General features: G+C 48.9%; 18 protein-coding genes and 1 riboswitch. Of the genes, 12 read left to right on the plus strand and 6 right to left on the minus strand.

What is annotated here, in order from left to right:
* Nucleotides 1-3: 3 nt before the first annotated feature.
* The gene (locus BZG72_RS05535) at nucleotides 4-738 is read right to left on the minus strand and encodes a glycerophosphodiester phosphodiesterase family protein (protein WP_077666303.1); all 735 of its coding nucleotides are present in this window, start codon (nucleotides 736-738) and stop codon (nucleotides 4-6) included.
* A 279-nt stretch (nucleotides 739-1,017) separates the two neighbouring features.
* Here BZG72_RS05535 and ugpB point away from each other — a divergent pair, with 279 nt between their 5' ends.
* The 7 genes from ugpB to panP all read left to right on the plus strand — a co-directional run bounded on the left by ugpB (nucleotide 1,018) and on the right by panP (nucleotide 8,657).
* Entirely contained in the window at nucleotides 1,018-2,322 is a 1,305-nt protein-coding gene (gene ugpB / locus BZG72_RS05540; RefSeq protein WP_046073294.1) for a sn-glycerol-3-phosphate ABC transporter substrate-binding protein UgpB, read from the plus strand.
* Between the two features lie 79 nt (nucleotides 2,323-2,401).
* Nucleotides 2,402-3,283 (plus strand): sn-glycerol-3-phosphate ABC transporter permease UgpA, encoded by an 882-nt coding sequence (gene ugpA, locus BZG72_RS05545; protein ID WP_077666304.1) that lies wholly within the window; start codon nucleotides 2,402-2,404, stop codon nucleotides 3,281-3,283.
* Nucleotides 3,283-4,131: a sn-glycerol-3-phosphate ABC transporter permease UgpE gene (gene ugpE, locus BZG72_RS05550; protein WP_046073296.1), complete on the plus strand. Its 849-nt coding sequence runs from the start codon at nucleotides 3,283-3,285 to the stop codon at nucleotides 4,129-4,131. Before ugpA ends, ugpE begins: the two co-directional genes overlap by 1 nt.
* The gene (locus tag BZG72_RS05555) at nucleotides 4,132-5,235 is read left to right on the plus strand and encodes a sn-glycerol-3-phosphate import ATP-binding protein UgpC (protein ID WP_077666305.1); all 1,104 of its coding nucleotides are present in this window, start codon (nucleotides 4,132-4,134) and stop codon (nucleotides 5,233-5,235) included. It abuts the gene before it with no gap.
* Between the two features lie 21 nt (nucleotides 5,236-5,256).
* Complete coding sequence (locus tag BZG72_RS05560) at nucleotides 5,257-6,078, plus strand: HAD family hydrolase (protein ID WP_077666306.1); 822 nt, start codon at nucleotides 5,257-5,259, stop codon at nucleotides 6,076-6,078.
* 194 nt (nucleotides 6,079-6,272) lie between these two features.
* A complete protein-coding gene (locus BZG72_RS05565) occupies nucleotides 6,273-6,794 on the plus strand; it encodes a hypothetical protein (protein WP_046073298.1) in 522 nt (173 codons plus the stop codon).
* Nucleotides 6,795-7,010: 216 nt separating this feature from the next.
* Nucleotides 7,011-8,657, plus strand: coding sequence for a pyridoxal-dependent aspartate 1-decarboxylase PanP (panP, locus tag BZG72_RS05570; RefSeq protein ID WP_077666307.1), 1,647 nt, complete (start codon nucleotides 7,011-7,013; stop codon nucleotides 8,655-8,657).
* An 88-nt stretch (nucleotides 8,658-8,745) separates the two neighbouring features.
* Here the strand turns inward: panP and BZG72_RS05575 are convergent, their stop codons facing one another.
* From BZG72_RS05575 to BZG72_RS05595, 5 genes are all read right to left on the minus strand, one after another.
* Entirely contained in the window at nucleotides 8,746-9,189 is a 444-nt protein-coding gene (locus BZG72_RS05575; protein ID WP_046073300.1) for a hypothetical protein, read from the minus strand.
* 145 nt (nucleotides 9,190-9,334) lie between these two features.
* On the minus strand, nucleotides 9,335-9,805 hold the full coding sequence (locus BZG72_RS05580) for a DUF2947 domain-containing protein (RefSeq protein WP_046073301.1): 471 nt from the start codon (nucleotides 9,803-9,805) through the stop codon (nucleotides 9,335-9,337).
* A 137-nt stretch (nucleotides 9,806-9,942) separates the two neighbouring features.
* Nucleotides 9,943-10,512 (minus strand): heme utilization protein HutZ, encoded by a 570-nt coding sequence (hutZ, locus tag BZG72_RS05585; protein ID WP_046073302.1) that lies wholly within the window; start codon nucleotides 10,510-10,512, stop codon nucleotides 9,943-9,945.
* 2 nt (nucleotides 10,513-10,514) lie between these two features.
* Nucleotides 10,515-11,048: a heme utilization cystosolic carrier protein HutX gene (hutX, locus tag BZG72_RS05590; RefSeq protein WP_046073303.1), complete on the minus strand. Its 534-nt coding sequence runs from the start codon at nucleotides 11,046-11,048 to the stop codon at nucleotides 10,515-10,517.
* 76 nt (nucleotides 11,049-11,124) lie between these two features.
* Nucleotides 11,125-13,182 (minus strand): TonB-dependent hemoglobin/transferrin/lactoferrin family receptor, encoded by a 2,058-nt coding sequence (locus BZG72_RS05595; RefSeq protein ID WP_077666308.1) that lies wholly within the window; start codon nucleotides 13,180-13,182, stop codon nucleotides 11,125-11,127.
* A gap of 200 nt (nucleotides 13,183-13,382) precedes the next feature.
* Here BZG72_RS05595 and BZG72_RS05600 point away from each other — a divergent pair, with 200 nt between their 5' ends.
* From BZG72_RS05600 to BZG72_RS05620, 5 genes are all read left to right on the plus strand, one after another.
* Nucleotides 13,383-14,225: a heme/hemin ABC transporter substrate-binding protein gene (locus tag BZG72_RS05600; RefSeq protein ID WP_077666309.1), complete on the plus strand. Its 843-nt coding sequence runs from the start codon at nucleotides 13,383-13,385 to the stop codon at nucleotides 14,223-14,225.
* Nucleotides 14,225-15,259 (plus strand): FecCD family ABC transporter permease, encoded by a 1,035-nt coding sequence (locus BZG72_RS05605; protein ID WP_077666310.1) that lies wholly within the window; start codon nucleotides 14,225-14,227, stop codon nucleotides 15,257-15,259. Before BZG72_RS05600 ends, BZG72_RS05605 begins: the two co-directional genes overlap by 1 nt.
* A complete protein-coding gene (locus tag BZG72_RS05610) occupies nucleotides 15,259-16,035 on the plus strand; it encodes a heme ABC transporter ATP-binding protein (RefSeq protein WP_077606242.1) in 777 nt (258 codons plus the stop codon). The genes BZG72_RS05605 and BZG72_RS05610 overlap by 1 nt, the downstream gene beginning before the upstream one ends.
* Before the next feature lie 293 nt (nucleotides 16,036-16,328).
* Nucleotides 16,329-17,333: a substrate-binding domain-containing protein gene (locus BZG72_RS05615; protein WP_077666311.1), complete on the plus strand. Its 1,005-nt coding sequence runs from the start codon at nucleotides 16,329-16,331 to the stop codon at nucleotides 17,331-17,333.
* 177 nt (nucleotides 17,334-17,510) lie between these two features.
* A riboswitch (cyclic di-GMP riboswitch) is annotated at nucleotides 17,511-17,613 on the plus strand.
* A 146-nt stretch (nucleotides 17,614-17,759) separates the two neighbouring features.
* Nucleotides 17,760-18,353, plus strand: a complete 594-nt coding sequence (locus tag BZG72_RS05620; RefSeq protein WP_077666312.1) for a TfoX/Sxy family DNA transformation protein — start codon at nucleotides 17,760-17,762, stop codon at nucleotides 18,351-18,353.
* Nucleotides 18,354-18,459 lie beyond the last annotated feature (106 nt).

The following is an 18,459-nucleotide window of genomic DNA, read 5'->3' on the forward strand; positions in this document are numbered from 1 at the left end:
GTGTCAGTAAGGGTGTGCTAAGTATTTACTTGGGTCGTCGGTGATCATCATGTCTACGCCCCAACCCCACAAGGCTTCGACCTCAACAGGCTTATTAGGGGTATAACACTTAAGCGCTAAACCTGAATCTTTAACGGCTTTGGCTTTCTCTTGGGTGAGGTGGCGATAGTTGCAGTGAATGCTAAACGTGGCTAAGTCTCGGAACTCACGCCAATTATCAGGGATCGTTTCCCATAAAATCGCCCGCGCTAACTCAGGCATTTCATCACGAACAATCGCGAGTGCCTCAAGAGAAAAAGATGAGACTAATACCTTCTCGGTGCTGATAGGGCTTGCCGACAAGCAAGCAAATATCGCGCGGCACAAGGCAGGTATATCGCTATCCGGGTAAGTTTTGATCTCAAGGTTGATATGAAGCGCGTCGCGGTGCGCTTGGGCTAAAACGGCCATGAGCGTGGGTACCCTTTCATAGCCAAACATTGGCGAAAAGTGCCCGCCTGCATCGAGCTGCTGTAAATCGGCCAAGGCGGTGTCTTTTAACGCCCCTACACCATTGGTGCACCGTTGTAAGCTATGGTCATGAAACACCACGGGAACACCGTCTTGGGTCAGTTGCACATCGACCTCGACCCAACTTAACCCCATCTCTCGCACCTTTGCAATAGACGTTAACGTGTTCTCTGGAGCATGAGCAGCGACACCTCGATGCCCACATAATTGCTGTGGCGCGATTTTCATTTGAACAGTCTCATCTCAATCAGTTATTTAGGTATTGTAGGACAGCGCGAGCCGCATTGTCTCGTGTAAATATGACAGAGTGTTTACGAGTAAATCTTTGCGCTTGCAGGATTTTCATGATCAAAACACGCTCTAATTAACAATTTTTTCACATGCCATGCGACCGCGGTCAAAAGTCATACAATTGTCATCTCCCTTTTCGTTTGGGTTCATATTATGTTCATTTTTGTTCATTAAGTTGCCGAATGAACATTACCCCATCCTCAAAAGGAGTGACGCATGAAAACCCAACGCTTAACCGCGCTTTCTTCGGCCCTGTTGCTGGCCTCTTTTTCTGCCAACGCGACAACCGAAATTGAATGGTGGCACGCAATGGGCGGAAACCTTGGCGAAAAAGTGAATGAAATTGCTGAGAAGTTTAATGCCAGTCAGGATGACTATTCCGTCAAACCCGTCTACAAGGGTAACTACACCGAAACCATGACAGGCGCTGTGTCGGCATTCCGCGCCAACAAGCAACCTCATATCGTCCAGGTGTTTGAAGTAGGCACCGCGACAATGATGTCAGCAAAAGGGGCGGTATACCCGGTTTATGAGCTAATGGAAAACGCGAACGTCCCGTTTGACCAATCTGACTACCTCTCTTCTGTGACGGGTTATTATTCAGACGAAGACGGGAATATGCTGTCGATGCCATTTAATAGCTCAACGCCCGTGCTGTATTACAACAAAGATCTGTTTGCTAAAGCTGGCGTTAACCCTCCCAAAACCTGGGAAGAAGTTGAGCAAGTGTCTGAGAAACTGCTTGCCAATGGCGCTCAGTGCGGCTTCACGACTGGCTGGCAGTCTTGGGTACAAATTGAAAACCTCGGTGCTCGCCACAATGCGCCCATTGCCACCAATGACAATGGCTTTGGCAGTGTCGATAACAAGATGCTAATTAACCAGTCTCCGTTTGTGGATCACATTGCCAAAATGGCGGATTGGCAACAGGCTGGCATTTTTGAATATGGAGGCCGCCGCTCTGACAGTGCGCCGCTGTTTTACAGTGGTGAATGTGCCATGTACATGAACTCTTCAGCGTCTTACGCCGGTGTGCGCGAAAGCGTAAAAGATTTCGAGTTTGGCGTTGCCAAGCTGCCTTACTGGGATAAAGCCGTTGAGCAGCCAAGAAATACCATCATCGGCGGGGCCACGCTTTGGGTTCTACAAGGCCACGAGTCAGAAGAGTACAAGGGCGTCGCCCAGTTCTTCTCCTTCTTGTCTCAACCTGAAATCCAAGCGGACTGGCACCAGTTCACCGGTTACTTGCCCATTACCCACGAAGCCTATGAGCTAAGCAAGAAGCAAGGCTTTTATGCTCAAAACCCAGGCACAGACGTCGCGATTAAACAAATGACCGAGGTCGAGCCAACGCCTGCCTCTAAAGGGATCCGCTTAGGTAATTTCGTTCAAATCCGTGATGTGATTAACGAAGAGCTTGAGACCGTATGGTCCGGCGATCAATCGGCTCAAGAAGCGCTGGATGAAGCAGTTGAGCGCGCCAATGGCTTGCTTTCAAAGTTTGCTAAAGCCAATCAATAAGCGGTTTAGTTCCATTCAGTAAAAACCTTGTTGTATGACGGAGCGGTATAGACTGCCGCTCCACTTTTTGAGAAAGCCTATGTCCAATAAACCCACATTTAATCATTGTGCGTTTCCCATTTTATTGCTCGCGCCTCAATTGCTGATCACCTTTATCTTTTTTATCTGGCCAGCGGCGCAGGCTGTATGGCAATCCACCTTGTTGGAAGATCCTTTCGGTCTTAGTACCGAGTTTGTCGGTGGCGAAAACTTCACCGAGTTATTGGGAGACACCAACTATTATCGCTCTTTTTTGACCACCTTATTCTTTAGTTTTTCTGTTGCAGGCATCGCGCTTCTATCGGCGCTTGTGCTCGCGGTGATGGCTGACCGTGTCATTAAAGGGGCGACAGGCTATAAAACACTCTTGGTGTGGCCCTACGCGGTCGCTCCCGCTGTGGCAGGGGTGTTGTGGTTATTCATGTTCAATCCCACTGTCGGTGTATTGGCCCACGCGCTAAAAGCCATTGGTTTAGACTGGAATCCGTTTATCCATTCTGGCGATGCCATGACCATGGTGATCATTGCCGCTACATGGAAGCAGATTAGCTACAATTTTCTGTTCTTCCTCGCCGGGCTGCAATCTATCCCACGTTCATTGGTTGAAGCGGCAGCTATTGACGGCGCTGGCCCAGTAAAACGCTTTTTGACCATCATTTTTCCACTGCTCTCTCCGACTTCTTTTTTCCTGTTGGTTGTGAACTTGGTCTACGCCTTTTTCGAAACCTTTGGGGTGATTCATGCCATGACGCAAGGTGGGCCCGGTCAATCCACCACAACGCTGGTTTATAAAGTGTATGCAGACGGTTTTGTCGGCCTCAATATGGGATCGTCCGCCGCGCAATCCGTCGTGTTGATGATCCTCGTGGGCGCATTAACCGTGATTCAGTTTAAATATGTTGAAAAGAAGGTGGCTTACTAATGGTTGAACGTCGCCCTTGGCTTACTGTGTTCTCGCATTTGGTGTTGATTTTAGGCGTCGCCTCGGTGGCGCTCCCTGTGTGGCTTGCGTTGACCGCCGCCACCCATGACAGCAGCGCCTTTGTAAGTGGTGTCACGCCGTTATGGTTTGGTGACAAAGGATTATCTGTGTTCGAGGAGGTATTAACCGAAGGCACATCACGCGAGTTAAACATTTCCGTAGCCGGCATGCTGTGGAATTCATTTTTAATGGCAATGGGCATCGCCATTGGCAAGCTCGCGATTTCCATTCTTTCAGCCTATGCCGTGGTGTATTTTCGCTTTCCCGGTCGAATGTTGGCATTTTGGGTGATTTTCATGACCCTAATGCTACCGGTGGAGGTGCGCATCATGCCAACATTCCAGGTCATTGCCGACCTGAACATGCTCAACTCGATGTCGGGATTGACCATTCCACTCATCGCCAGCGCTACGGCGACCTTTCTATTCCGTCAGTTTTTTATGACGGTCCCAGGTGAAATGCTTGAAGCCGCGCGAATTGATGGCGCGGGCCCGTTCAAGTTTTTCAAAGACATTCTGCTGCCTCTTTCGCGCACCAATATTGCCGCACTGTTTGTGATCACCTTTATATATGGTTGGAACCAGTACCTTTGGCCGATTTTGATCACCACCGATGATGAGTACTACACCATTGTGATGAGTATTCAGCGCATGCTCTCTGTTGGTGATGGTGAGGTGCAATGGAACCGCGTAATGGCAACAACTCTAATGGCGATGCTACCCCCGGTGATCGTGGTGCTCGGCATGCAAAAACTCTTTGTAAAAGGCTTAGTGGAAACGGAGAAGTAAATGGCAACGGTAACCCTAGAACAGATGGCAAAGACCTACCCTAATGGGTTCAAAGCCATTCACGGCGTCGACTTATCAGTGAAAGATGGCGAAATGATTGTATTGGTGGGCCCCAGTGGTTGTGGCAAATCAACCTTACTGCGCATGATTGCCGGCCTAGAGGCGATTTCCAGCGGACAATTAGTCATTGACGATAAAAAAGTGAATGATCTTGAGCCTGGCGAGCGCGATATTGCCATGGTATTTCAAAACTATGCGCTTTACCCACACATGAGTGTATTCGACAACATGGCCTATGGCCTTAAAAATCGCGGGACACCAAAAGCGACCATTCAACAGCTTGTCACCGAGGTCGCGACCATGCTCGAGCTAGAGCATCTACTCGACAGACGGCCCAATCAATTGTCCGGCGGACAGCGACAACGCGTAGCCATGGGGCGAGCCATTGTGCGTCGTCCCAAGGTGTTTCTCTTCGATGAGCCGTTATCCAACCTTGATGCCAAACTGCGTGTACAAATGCGCCTGGAAATCAAAAGTTTGCAGAGAAAGCTGAATACCACTGCTGTGTATGTCACCCACGATCAAGTTGAAGCAATGACCCTGGCGGATCGCCTCGTGGTATTAAATGGTGGTAACGTTGAACAAATTGGTACGCCTTTAGACGTCTACGATGCCCCGGCTAGCTTGTTTGTGGCCACTTTTATCGGCTCACCAGCGATGAATATCGTTGAAGGTCGTATCGACAATGACGTCCTCTCGATAGGTCAACACGTATTGGCTGAGTGTCAGGGCATTGACACACAATCCGTGTCCGTCGGATTACGTCCCGAGCACTTAAAAGTGGTACCGGCCGATCAGGCCTGTTTCACACTGTCAGTTACCTTAACCGAGTCTTTGGGAGCTGATTTGCTGGTCTATGGCCATATAAGCGATACTGACAGCTTCATCACACTGCGTTTAGAGGGGCACAGTAAGATCGTAGAAGGAGATAACCTACCCTTGGCGATTGCTCCTGAGAACCTCCACGTGTTTGACCATGAGCAGGGAAAACGGCTGGCGCTCACTCTGCGTCAAATGAATCATCGCCATGTGGCAGCTATTTAATTAGTGAGGATCGCAATACCTATGCCGAATCAGTGTTTGCCCATATCGTCAATGCATGACCACGCCATACGCTGGCGTAACGTGCAATGGCTGTTTACCGACGTAGATGACACCTTGACATGGAAAGGTGAGCTCCCTTGGCAAACACTGAAGGCAATGGCCGATCTCCGTGAAGCCGGCATTCACGTTGTCCCTGTTACTGGCGCGTGCGCTGGCTGGGGCGACCATATGATTAACGCCTGGCCTGTCGATACGGTGATAAGCGAAAACGGTGGCGTGATCCTATGGCAAGAAAACGGTCAGCGCTTCACGAAAATCAATCACGCCGCCCATCAACAGCAAGCTGCGCTACTTGACTGGGTAAACCGCTTACTTCAGCGCTATCCAGCTCGCGCACTTGCTGCCGATCAGTCCTATCGTCTCTGTGAAGTGGCGATTGATATTGGCCAGCATACGCCACGCGCATCCGCAGACGAGATTAATGCATTACTCGACGAGCTTCATGGGCAGGGCGTCAATGCAACGGCCAGTTCGATTCATATTAACGCCTGGTTAGGTAACCACAGTAAAAGACACGCGGCGCAAGAATGGTTAGATCGTTACAGTGTCACAGGAAAGCAAGCTCAGCAACGCGCAGCGTTTATTGGCGATTCACCGAACGACAGCGAAATGTTTGCCCACTTTCCTCTGAGCGTCGGCGTCGCGAATATCTCCTCTCACCTTCCAACATTGGCCACCGTACCAACTTGGATCACAGATGCACCGGGAGGGTTTGGTTTTGTCGAATTTACCCACCACTGGCTGTCGGTACTGTCGAACCCACAAGCTATGTCAACGCGCTAACTGAGTGTGGCGTCACAGCTTTTCTGCTACAGGGCTTTTTATATCAATGTGTTATTTAACTTTGTCGCTGGCTCGTTCTACAATATCCGCGTTTTATCATTCACAAAGATGCCCAAACCTCAACGTTTGCGCCCCGCACATGGTTGGTGCGTATAATCATAAAGCGCAAACACGATAACGATTAGGATAATGTTATGAAACGCTATGCCCTTGCACTGGTCGCGGCACTATTGCCGATAATGTCAAACGCTGCGCCTGTCAAAAATGCAGATTGCTATTCGGCCAAGTATCATGATTATGTAGATGCATCGATCAATTGGTACCAAGCGTTGGTCGATATGACGGTGAAAAAAGACGCATCGCTCGATGAGGTTGCACAGTGGTTTTTGCAAGGCCGTAAAAATCACTTTAACCTCAATGCAAAAGCGTTTGATTATTATTTAGAAAATGACAGCGCCAAGCTCAATTTGGAAGCGCCAGTGGAATCTTGGTTAAAACTAGGCCAAGAAGACGTAAAAACACTCGCACAAAGCTCGTTGCCCCCCTCTGCGCTGGCCGAAAAAGTGTTTAACTTCCGCCAAGGTGAAGCCATGGACGGGAACTACGCCCTTCGCAGTGCACTTGCCGATCTGCTAAGTCATCCAAAAGAGATTGATAAGGCACTTAACCAGTACAATGACCAAATGAACAGCATTAACCAACGTCAGTGTCAGTAAACAGGCCGCTGTTTGAGAGCCGGCAACAGCTGGCTCTTTTATCGACTCTCTTTCGCGTGTGCTGTTTCAGCTGTCATCTATCAGTAAAAAAAGCCTGATGCTCTCGCTTTTTTTTGCTATGTTGAGGCCTAATTTCAGTCAGTGATCGTGACCCTACTCCCAATGCGCATGAGAGAGTCACTATTTGGACAGCCAAGCAGATATAAGAAGAACGTCATGGCAACACAAAATAAAGCCGCGGACGCCACACCGGAAACCTTGTACCGGATTTTCACTGTCCCCGAAGCCCCAGATTCAACGCTCAGTCAAATTGAGCAAGCGATCTCTCAGAATCTAAACCGGTTTTTACAAAACCATATTACGGCCACCGAACGGTCGCTCGCTGATATTGAGCGCGATTTTAGCGATCCGGCCATCCCTGAAAACCCCACTTTTGTCTCTGATCACACGCAGTTTCTGCTCGATAAGCTCGTCGCTCAATCGGTACATACCGCTTCACCGCGATTTATCGGCCACATGACCTCTGCACTGCCTTATTTTTTGATGCCGCTCTCTAAAATCATGATTGGCCTCAACCAAAATACGGTCAAAATTGAAACATCTAAGGCATTTACACCGCTTGAGCGGCAAGTGCTTGGCATGTTGCACAACCTGATTTATCAGCAAGACGACGCCTTCTATCAAAGTTGGATGCACAGCGCGAACCATTCATTAGGGGCCTTCTGCTCAGGTGGGACGGTGGCGAATATCACCGCATTGTGGGTCGCGCGAAATAACGTGCTCAAACCTGACGGAGAGTTTCCTGGCATCAACAAGGCTGGCTTGTTTGGCGCGATGCGTCACTATGGCTATCGCGACCTCGCTATCTTGGTGTCAGAACGAGGCCACTATTCATTGGGTAAGGCGGCTGATGTACTCGGCATTGGCCGCGACCAACTGATCTCGGTTCCTGCAGATAGCCAAAATCGTATTTGCATTGATGCACTCGAAGAGACCATTGCCACACTTAACCGGGACAATATTAAACCGATAGCTATCGTGGGGGTGGCGGGCACCACAGAGACAGGCAGCATTGATCCTCTCAATGCACTGGCTGATATTGCGGAACGTGAGGGTATTCACTTCCACGTTGATGCCGCGTGGGGCGGCGCGACCTTGATGTCAAATAATCAGCGCCACAAACTGGCTGGGATTGAACGTGCCGATTCTGTCACGATTGATGCGCACAAACAGCTTTATGTCCCTATGGGGGCTGGTATGGTGTTATTTAAAGATCCGTCGCTCGTGGCGTCGATCGAACATCATGCGGAGTACATCCTGCGTAAAGGAGCAAAAGATCTGGGGAGTCACACACTCGAAGGCTCTCGCAGTGGTATGGCAATGTTGGTGTTTGCTTGTATGAACATCATTTCTCGCCGCGGTTATGAGTTATTGATCGATCAAAGTATTGATAAAGCGGCGACGTTTGCCGACATGATAACCACAGATCCAGATTTTGAGCTGATATCGGAACCCGAGTTGTGCCTACTCACCTATCGCTTTGTGCCCGCAAAAGTACAAACCGCGCTGGCTGTGGCAAGTGAGGAGCAAATTGAGTTGATGCATGATTTGCTTAACGACCTAACCAAGTTCATTCAAAAGCGCCAGCGCGAATCGGGCAAAACCTTTGTCTCCCGTACACGTCTCACGCCTGAGCAATGGCAACGTCGCACCACCACGGTTTTCCGTGTCGTGCTGGCCAATCCCCTCACCACCGCTGATATTTTGCAAGAAGTGTTGGCGGAGCAGGGTGAAATCGCCAAAGAAAGTGAGTTTGCCTACCCACGCCTGATGACACTGGCTGACAGTATTCTCAAAGCCTAAGTCGGTGCGGTTCGAGCAATAAAAAGGCAGCCCCGTTACGGTGGCTGCCCTATTGCGCTAAAAAATGATGACCTGCGCAGTAAACGGGCTACTTCAGCGGCCCTGCTTTTGGTGACGTCGTTGATTGCAAGCAATGTGTTTGGCTCAGTACTGCCTCGCGTTGATGTTCGATATCAATTTGGGCTTGACGCCACTGCATCTGTACCTGAGATGCCGTCATCGTTCGCCCCGGTTCTGAAAACAAAAACCGCTGCAGCGTGTGATCAAACTCTGCACTGTTCTCTTGTTCGCTGTAAACAATGCCCATCAGCTCAAACGCACGTGTCTTCTCTCGCGCCGTACCAATCACGGTGTAGCGCTGAGCCGTATCAAGTGTTTTGTCATAGCGGCAATGGACAAGATCTTGTTGCGCGCCACGCAGTGCTTCATTGAGACCAATGGTGCTGTAATTGCGCCATAAGTCCGACATTTTTGGCAGTGAGCATCCGACCAATAACATCGACAAGCACACTGCGGCCATTATCTTAATCATCACTTCCTCCTACACTGTGCACCGAATACAACGCGTCTCTCTATGGCTGGTCACTTATCAAGACGCATCGCACCGTCACCACGCCCGGCTGTCACATTGGCGCATGGCTACCATTGGTAACGGCACTACCGCTGATAACTTGAGGTCAGTCACGTTTGCCAATCACCACTTCGCCTGATTGCTCAAACATAGCGACTTCCTTACGACGACGCCCAAGCAAAATAGGCTTATCATCGTAGAATAGAAAGTTTTTCCAATACCGTTTAAACACGCCCCATTGAGTTTCGACAATATTATGTTTGTCGTAGCAAAAATAGACCGTAATATTGTCTTCCCAAGGAAAGTTAGCGAGAAACTCTACGGGAAGATCATCATCGTCGTCCCAGGCTTGTTGCCAAACCAGTCGCTGGGTCCAAACGCTTTGATGCGTCGGCCAATCTTGCTTGCCAAAATGATCCGGTGTTGGGCTGTCTTTACTGATAAATTCTTGCCATAACTGCGCCGCGCGTGCCTCAGCCATGGGTTTAATATCAGCGAGATCCTGTTCGGGAATAGGCAAAGACTGGTGGGTGAAGATCCACTTTCTTTTATATTCAGACAACGGGAGATAATTCATGCTAATCAGGTTATACGCTCTATGATGCCGACAACTTTATCATAATCATCACTGGGTTGTTACTAAGTAAACCCGGACTGAAGCGACACAAGAGTGGCGATGCTTCACACATCGCCGTTTGAGGAAAGCAAACTCGGTTAGTCGTTAACCGCTATCTCATCGGTCGATTGAACATCTTGGCTGTCGCCAAGTTTTCGATGACCTTGGTCAAGGTGTACCATATCGACAAAATCATCACTGCCAACCTGAAAGGCCTGACCAAACCCTTTGACATACAGACCATTTTCCGGCTTTAGACGGAATAAATGGAAGTCAGCTAACCCGCTTAAGCTGTCGATAATATCGCCAAAGCGATGGGTCAGCGCCGAAATCCCCGTTTGCCACTCAGTGGTATCACGCATCACTAATTCAGCATTGGCATCAAAACTAAGGCGCTGGCGCGCATAAATCTGTTTTGCCCCGCTTTCGTCTTCGATCATCATCAGCGAAACCTGGGGGTTTTGTTGTAGGTTCCGAGCATGACGAGCAATTTCACTGATTAAAATATAAAAACCGTCTTCCAACTGTGCAAATGGCGCATAACTCACGTTGGGTTTTCCCTGGGCATCGACGGTTGCTAGCTGCAAAGTCCGACAGTTAGCACGAAAGGCTTCGATTTCTGGGCCAAGGCGGTTTTGTAGGCGTTGTTGTTTTGTCGCTTGATCCATGATTATTGCTCCGGGTCTGTTGGTGTTGAGGTCGCTAACTGCGTTTTTAGTTGATTAAAGGCTTCAACCTGATGTTCAAGAAGCTGACGTTTGTCGTCTCTTCCCACGTAAATCTTAAAGATTGAATCCCCCTGTTCGGTGAAAAAGCCGATATAGTGGGTTGTTTTACCGCGAAAAGGCTTGCTGACGAAGGCAATGCCGGTCATGCGCTCTAATTTTAGGTGGCCATGCATTTCACCCGGCTTTCCCATTAAGTTGTAGTAGCCATAAGCGATCTTTCCTTTGGGAAACGGGGCTTTTACTTCAAAAATTGAGCCACCGGAATGCACAATCGCTGTGACTGGGCCACCCCATTCGGCCACCTGGGTGAAAACGGTTTCCGCATGCTGCCCGTCCACCCACGTTTGATACTCAGCCGGCATGGCACGTACTGCCTCGCCTTCACTCACGCCTAGGGTTTTCGCTATATCAGCAGGCAATATAGAGGCATTATCTGCCAATAGTGCGTTTACCTGCTCGTTTAAAGTGGTTGTCATTGATCACTCCAGCCTATTCTTATTGTGGTGTGTCGTCTCTGAGTGGGCAGGCGTTCACCTGCCCTTTATCTTTGGGTTAAAACTGGTACCGAACATTAAACTTAATATCACGCCCGGGTGACGCGGTTTGCGCCCACGCTTGGGTGTATTGTTCATCGGTTAAATTATCGATCGCGAAATCAAACTTCACCCCATCCCAGGCGCCATTCGGGCTATAACTTGCATACAGATCCCACAGGGTATAGCCGTCGTAGGTGTTGGCATTATTCGTGTTGTCTTGATCGGCATAATGAGAGACGCGACCACCAACACTCACTGGTAACGTCGCCAGCGCGTAGTCGGTTTCCGCAACCCATTTATGAGCGGGAATATTATCTAGATAGCTGCCATCATGCTTATTCTTGCCTTCGGTTTGGCTGTAGCTCAGATTATTGGTAAAACCACCAAGTTGGTGATGCAAGCTAATCTCGATGCCTTCAAGTTTAGCTTCGGGAAGGTTCGTCTTCACCGTGGTGCCATTATACGCCCCCCAAGAGCCGTCTTTAACCGATTGATTTATAAAATTATCGACGTCATTGCGAAAGACTCGAGCATCAATATAACCTTGGTCGATATACTGACTAGACGAAAACGTATAAGTAATATTGAGTTCTTTGTTGGCACTTTCCTCAGGTTTCAAATCTGGGTTGGGCACAAACTGGTTCATTCCAAAATGTGTGCCACTGGCATACATTTCTTCTAAACTCGGGGCTCGAAACGCTTCGCGATAGCTGGCAGTCAATGCTAACTGTTCAGTCGCATTCCAAGTCAATGCAGTTGAAGGCGACCACGCCGTATTATCATGGTTACCAATGGTCGATTCGGGTCGCTTATCTTTCGCATCATAGGCATCAAAACGGACACCCGCTTGCCAGTGCCATGCTTGTCCCAGCGGTACATCAACTTGGGAAAATACGCCGACGCTTTGTGCTTCGGCATCTTGGTTGTCTGGGCGAGAGGTATTGCTTTTATCTCGGACGGTTTCAAAGCGATCTTGATAAGCATCCAGACCAGTGGTTAATGTGAGTGCTTTAAACGTCGAGCGGTTCGATAAAGACAAACCCAGCGTTTGCATCTGATTATTATCAAACTCACCTTTATCAACCCGATACTCATTGACCTCGGTGTCGTTCCAATACAGGCGAGTGTCTAAATCCACCCATGACTGGCTAGGGTTATAGTTGTACGTGAGCGACAGGCTTTGGTCTTCTACTTGGCGATACACGAGGGGCGACGAGGTTGACGGCTCTTCTGTCGTCGGATTAGAGGGAACCATGGCGTCACGTTTACCTTGACGCGCGATGAATGACCACTGGTGATCCAAAGAAGGCGTAAACACCAGTTTAGCAAACCCACCTTTTTCTCGATCCGCAGAATACGACAAGGTCTTGCCATTGCCTAATTGGCTATCGTCGCTATCGTGATAGTAGCTTTGTACTAGCCAATCAACCGTCTCCGTGCGACCAAACACCGCACCGCTTGTACGTGAGGCGTTGTCGTTGCTGTGGAAGCCTTGTTTGACATAGCCACCCAAGGTTTCTGTGCCAGAGAGAAAGTCACTGGCTGATTTGGTGTTTTGTGCGAATACACCGCCTAATGCACCAGACCCCCACAGCGTACTGGAAGGGCCACGGACCACTTCGACTGAACTGAGCAATTCAGGATCGATGAATAGACTGGAACGATGGCCGACCGAGAAATTCTGACGGGCACCATCAACAAGCTGGATGACGCGGCCGTTGTCACTGCTAAGGCCTCGAATGCTAACAGACTGAGCGGCATCACGCCCTCCTCCGAGTACGGAGACATTGGGTAAATGACGAATCAAATCCGTGACATTACTTCCCTGGCGTTTCTCTATCTCTTCCAATGACACTGTACTCACCGCCACGCCAGCGTTCGCTTTTTGCGTGTCCATACGACTTCCGTAGACAGAGAGCGTCTCTACAGGGCTAGCCTCTTTAGACTGGCTGGCGGCACTCGCGCTCTCAGCGACGGCCTGAGGCGCAACAGTCATCGTACTCAGCACGGCCCCGACTGCCAAGGCGACACGGTGGCTATGCTTTACTGTCCAAATATCCTTTCTGGTTTTCATAACGGTTCTCTATGCCTTACTGCAAATGCGACTTATCATCATTTGAAAGTGATTCTATTGATCGAGAACAGGAATGCAAACGATAATTGATCTTGTTTGTATTGGGTAATATATTGTCTGCGTTCATGTCGCACGGTGTGGCGACCTAACCAGCATATAAACCACTCGACACTACTGACACTGAAAAATAAGGATAAAGCATGGCAACCGCTGCTGTTCGACTGATTGCCCTCATGATGACACTCGTTTCATTTTCAATTCACGCATCGCCACGCATAGTGAGTGCGGGGGCAAGTGTTACTGACCTACTGATTGATCTGGGGGCAGAAAAACAAATTGTGGGGATTGATGCCACGAGCCAGCTTAATAATAAAGATGTCCCCAATATCGGTTATCACCGTCAGTTATCAGTAGAGGGGGTACTCTCATTGTCACCCACGCTTTTGTTAGGCTCTGAGGAAATGGGCCCCAAACCTGTATTAACAAAGCTCGACAATACCGGGATTAAGGTGGTTGCGCTACCCAGTGCACCGACGGTGGCGGCACTGAAGCAGCGCATAACCCAAGTTGCCAACCTCACAGACAAGCAAAGTAAAGCGGCATCCCTGCTTCGTGCGGTCGATGGAAAACTCACGCAACTGAAACGTCGCGCCCTAGCATCGACACAGCAGGGGGTTTTCTTACTTGTTCACCAAGGTCGTCCCGCGAGTATTGCCGGCGCGAGCACGACACCCAATACGCTCATTGAGCTTATCGGCGCGACTAATCCGGCTGCCAATACGGTTACCAGCTATAAACCCCTCTCACCCGAGGCGTTGCTCGGTTTTAATCCCGATTTTATTTTGGTGATGCAACGTTCTTTGGACCAATTGGGTGGCTTGACAGGACTTGCCAATGCCGTCCCCTTGCTAGAAAACACCCAAGCCTTTCAGCAAAACAAGATCCTCGCGATCGATGGCAGTGTGTTGGTTGGCGGTTTGAGCCTGAAAAGCTTAGATGAGGCGCTTCGTGTGCAATCACAGTTAATAGAGCTTAGCCAGTGATGCCATTACAGATACAGCATCCTTATCAGCGACTCTTTCCCGCGCTGATCATTTTGTTGCTTGCCGTATCGGTGACCTCGATTGCAGTCGGTCAATGGCAGTTAGGTTGGCTCGTCAGTCTACAAAGTCTAACGCCTTGGCAAGACCAGCTTGAGCCTCATGTATTAGCCATCGTGCAGCAAGTCAGACTGCCCCGAACGCTGCTTTGCTTATTTGTGGGCGCTTTACTCGCCGTTTCCGGTGCATTAATGCAAGGACTATTTCGTAACCCTCTCGCGGATCCTGGGATTATTGGTGTCTCAGGGGGGGCGTCTCTAGGCGGTGCACTGGGGCTGTTGTTGTTGTCATTTGGCAGTATAAACATGGCGTTTCACTTATCCGTGCCTCTATTTGCTTTTTTTGGTGCACTTTTCGCAACGTTATTTGTATACCGAATCGGCACCACCGCGATGGGCACGTCCGTTACCGTCATGCTATTGGCCGGTATTGCTATCAGCGCGCTATCAGGCGCGGCGCTGGGAATGATCAACTATGTGGCCGACAATCAAACCCTACGCGATATCGCATTGTGGTCTATGGGATCACTGACCGGTGCCAGTTGGGGGCAAATCGTTTTAACTGGGGTGGCGGCTGTCGCTCTCACGGTGTTTGCTTGTTGTCGTGCTCATCAGGTGAATGCTTTATTGCTCGGTGAAAACGAAGCCGCGTATTTAGGGATCGATATTCACCGCCTAAAACGTTTGCTGATCATTGCAACCGCTGCCGGGATGGGCGTATCCGTTAGTGCTGCGGGATTGATTGGGTTTATTGGCTTAGTGGTACCGCATATTGGCCGCCTGATCGTTGGGCCCGACCACCGTATGCTCATCCCTTTATCTGCAGTATTGGGGGCACTTTTACTCACGCTTGCCGATATTATTGCTCGAGTGATTGTCGCACCTGCGGAGTTGCCCGTAGGCATTATTACCGCTTTGATGGGCGCACCTTTTTTTATCTGGCTTCTTATTCAGCAACGACAAACGATGGTGCACTAATGTCTCGTACGGCGCTTCATGTTCAACACCTTCATTACACCCTTGGCCAACGCCCACTGCTTCGCGACATCAATGTCGCGTTTCAAAGTGGACAGTTACATGTCTTACTCGGCCCGAACGGAGCGGGTAAAAGTACCTTGCTCAAACAGCTGATGAGTGAGCAACACCAACAAGGCGACGTATTGTTTTGGTCAGCGTCAAGAGCGACATGGCCTCGTGATACATTCGCGAGACAGGTTGCCTTTTTGCCGCAAACCAGCGGGTTAACCTTTGCGTTTACGGTTAAAGACGTCGTCGAAATGGGCGGAACACCATTAAAAGCAAACCGTAAACAAATCCGAGCGTTAGCCGAAGAGCAGCTACATCAATGGCATGTATCTCATCTTGCACATCGTGCCTACCCCACTCTGTCGGGCGGTGAAAAACAGCGTGTGCATATGGCGCGTATTTCCATGCAATTAGCGCACACTGAACCGACTCGTGCCATGATGATGCTTGATGAGCCGACATCTGCCCTTGATATTAGTCACCAACACCAAACGCTCATGCAGTGCCGGGCACTGGTTGATCAAGGAATGACAGTGATCATCGTACTGCACGACCTTAACCTTGCCAGTCGCTACGCTGATTATCTTTATTTTATGAAACAAGGCGAAATGGTTCTCTCGGGAACGCCTTGGCAATGCTTTACGCACCACCAGATGACTGAGATTTATCAACACCCACTGACAGTAATGACACACCCAACGCATGCTTGCCCACTGATAGTGACGTAATGACAATTTTGCCGACTGTGAAGAAAATGAGATCACGCTGCAAGAGCATAGCTGGGTCACAAAACCACCTGTTGGTGATGGCTTGCTCATCAGACCAATTGCGACTGAGCAGCAACCTAAGTAAACTGAGATCGCAACCGATTAACTATGAGAATGGATGAAATCGGATTCGTTACCTTCGCAACCCTCTGATGAGCCGGGATTGTGAAAGACAACGCCGCTGCGTTACAGCGGCGTTTTTCTGTAAGGTCGCGAGTAACGATCCCAAGGCTTCACAATATAGAAGAATTAAGATGGCAACGATTAAAGATGTCGCGCGTCTCGCGGGCGTTTCAACCACCACGGTTTCACACGTTATCAATAAGACCCGCTTTGTCGCAGAGAAAACAACCGAGAAGGTTTGGCAAGCCGTTGAAGACCTTAATTATGCGCCAAGTGCGGTCGCGCGTAGTTTAAAGTGTAATACGACGCGCACGCTTGGTATGTTGGTGACCAAATCAACCAACCCTTTTTTCGCTGAACTGGTTCACGGTGTAGAAGATTATTGCTATGAGCAAGGTTATACCCTGATCTTATGTAATACCGAGGGTAACCTAGAAAAACAGCGTGACTATTTACGCATGTTGTCAGAAAAACGTGTCGATGGTTTGATTGTGGTGTGCTCGGATCTCAATGAAGATCTCATGCTGCTGTTAGAGAAGAAACGCGATCTCCCGATGGTGGTAATGGATTGGGGAAGTCATCATATCAACACCGATCGCATCGAAGACAATGCCGAGTTAGGCGGATACCTGGCAACCAAACACTTTATTGACAATGGCCATACCCAAATAGGCTGTATTTCCGGTCAAATGGATAAAAATACCTGTAAACAACGACTAGCAGGATTTTACCGTGCACTGGATGAAGCCAATATAACAGCGAACCCTGACTGGATCGTAGAGGCTGATTTCGAGGCAGATCAGGCCAAAGTCGCTGCGCAACAGTTCATTGATATGAATCATCGTCCCACGGGCGTGTTTTGCTTCAACGATATTATGGCGCTCGCCGCAATTAGCACCTTTAACCAAGCGGGGTTGCAAGTACCTGAAGATATTTCTGTGATTGGTTATGACAATATTGATCTGACCGAGTATTACTCACCACCACTGACGACCGTCCACCAACCTAAGCGGCGACTCGGTAAAACCGCTGTTAAACTCTTGCTTGCACGCATTAACGATAATGATACGCAACAGCAAGTATTTGAAATGGATCTCGAGCTCATTAGTCGGGAATCTGTAAAAACGATAAATTAATGTTTTATAATAACTTTTTAAGCTGCCATGCCATTGGGTATGGTGGCTTTTTCCCCTTCCTTGAGCCAAAAAGAGCCTTTACTCTAACTTGTCAATTACAAACTTTTTGAACCAAAATCACACTTTGTGTGGTTAGTGAGGGCGACATCACTGTCTAATTATTATATGCTTATCCCTGTTTGAACAAGGCAAACCATGGCGAAAGCATGGGACGCAAAGCCACCGGCCTATGGACGCTGATAAAATTCAATCAGTTAGTTACGGTAGCGGGGTTGCCAGCATCATTGTTATAAAGCTGAAGATAGCGTCAAAACTTACGATGTATCATCGTTGAGATTTTGATAACTCGCTGACAATTCTGCCTGTTTGCCTTGTTACACTACGGTACTATTTTTTAGGCATTTGCATTCATCGAGATTGTTATTAATGGATAAACCAGCTTTAAAAGACGCGATGCGTTTATTTGCCAATTTTGGCAATATCAAATCCCGATCCATGTTCGGCGGATTTGGCTTATTTTGCGAAGACACCATGTTCGCCCTTGTCGTCAATAACACCCTTCATCTACGCGCCGGCAAAGAAAACGAAGCTTTACTTAAACAACAGGGCCTCGCTCCCTATGTATACAAGAAACGTGGTTTCCCGGTGGTCACCAAGTACTTTGCCATCCCTGATACTTGGTGGGACAATCACCAAAAACTCATCAGTGAAGCTAAAAGTGCACTCGATGTTGCCATTCGCGATCGTTCGCTAAAAACCGAAACCAGTCCGTCGCGATTGAAAGATCTCCCAAACCTTCGACTCGCCACCGAAAGAATGCTGAAAAAGGCAGGGATCGACTCGCCTGAATCCCTTCATCAACAGGGAGCAGTCAACGCCTACAAAGCACTCGTCTCTGCACATGATAAAGACCTAAGCTTGGAGCTATTATGGTCACTAGAAGGCGCGATTACTGGCAAACACTGGTCAGTTGTCCCACCCCAACGCCGCCAAGAGTTATTACAACATCTAGAGAAATAACACCTCACAATAACACTCTCTACTCTGACTCTACTTTTTCTGTGAGCAATGTTCGCGTCCAACACCGCCTTAGGGCGGTGTCGCTTCTCTCTTTTCGCTCAAAAAA

Source organism: Salinivibrio sp. PR6, from assembly GCF_001995955.1.
Taxonomy (GTDB): domain Bacteria; phylum Pseudomonadota; class Gammaproteobacteria; order Enterobacterales; family Vibrionaceae; genus Salinivibrio; species Salinivibrio siamensis.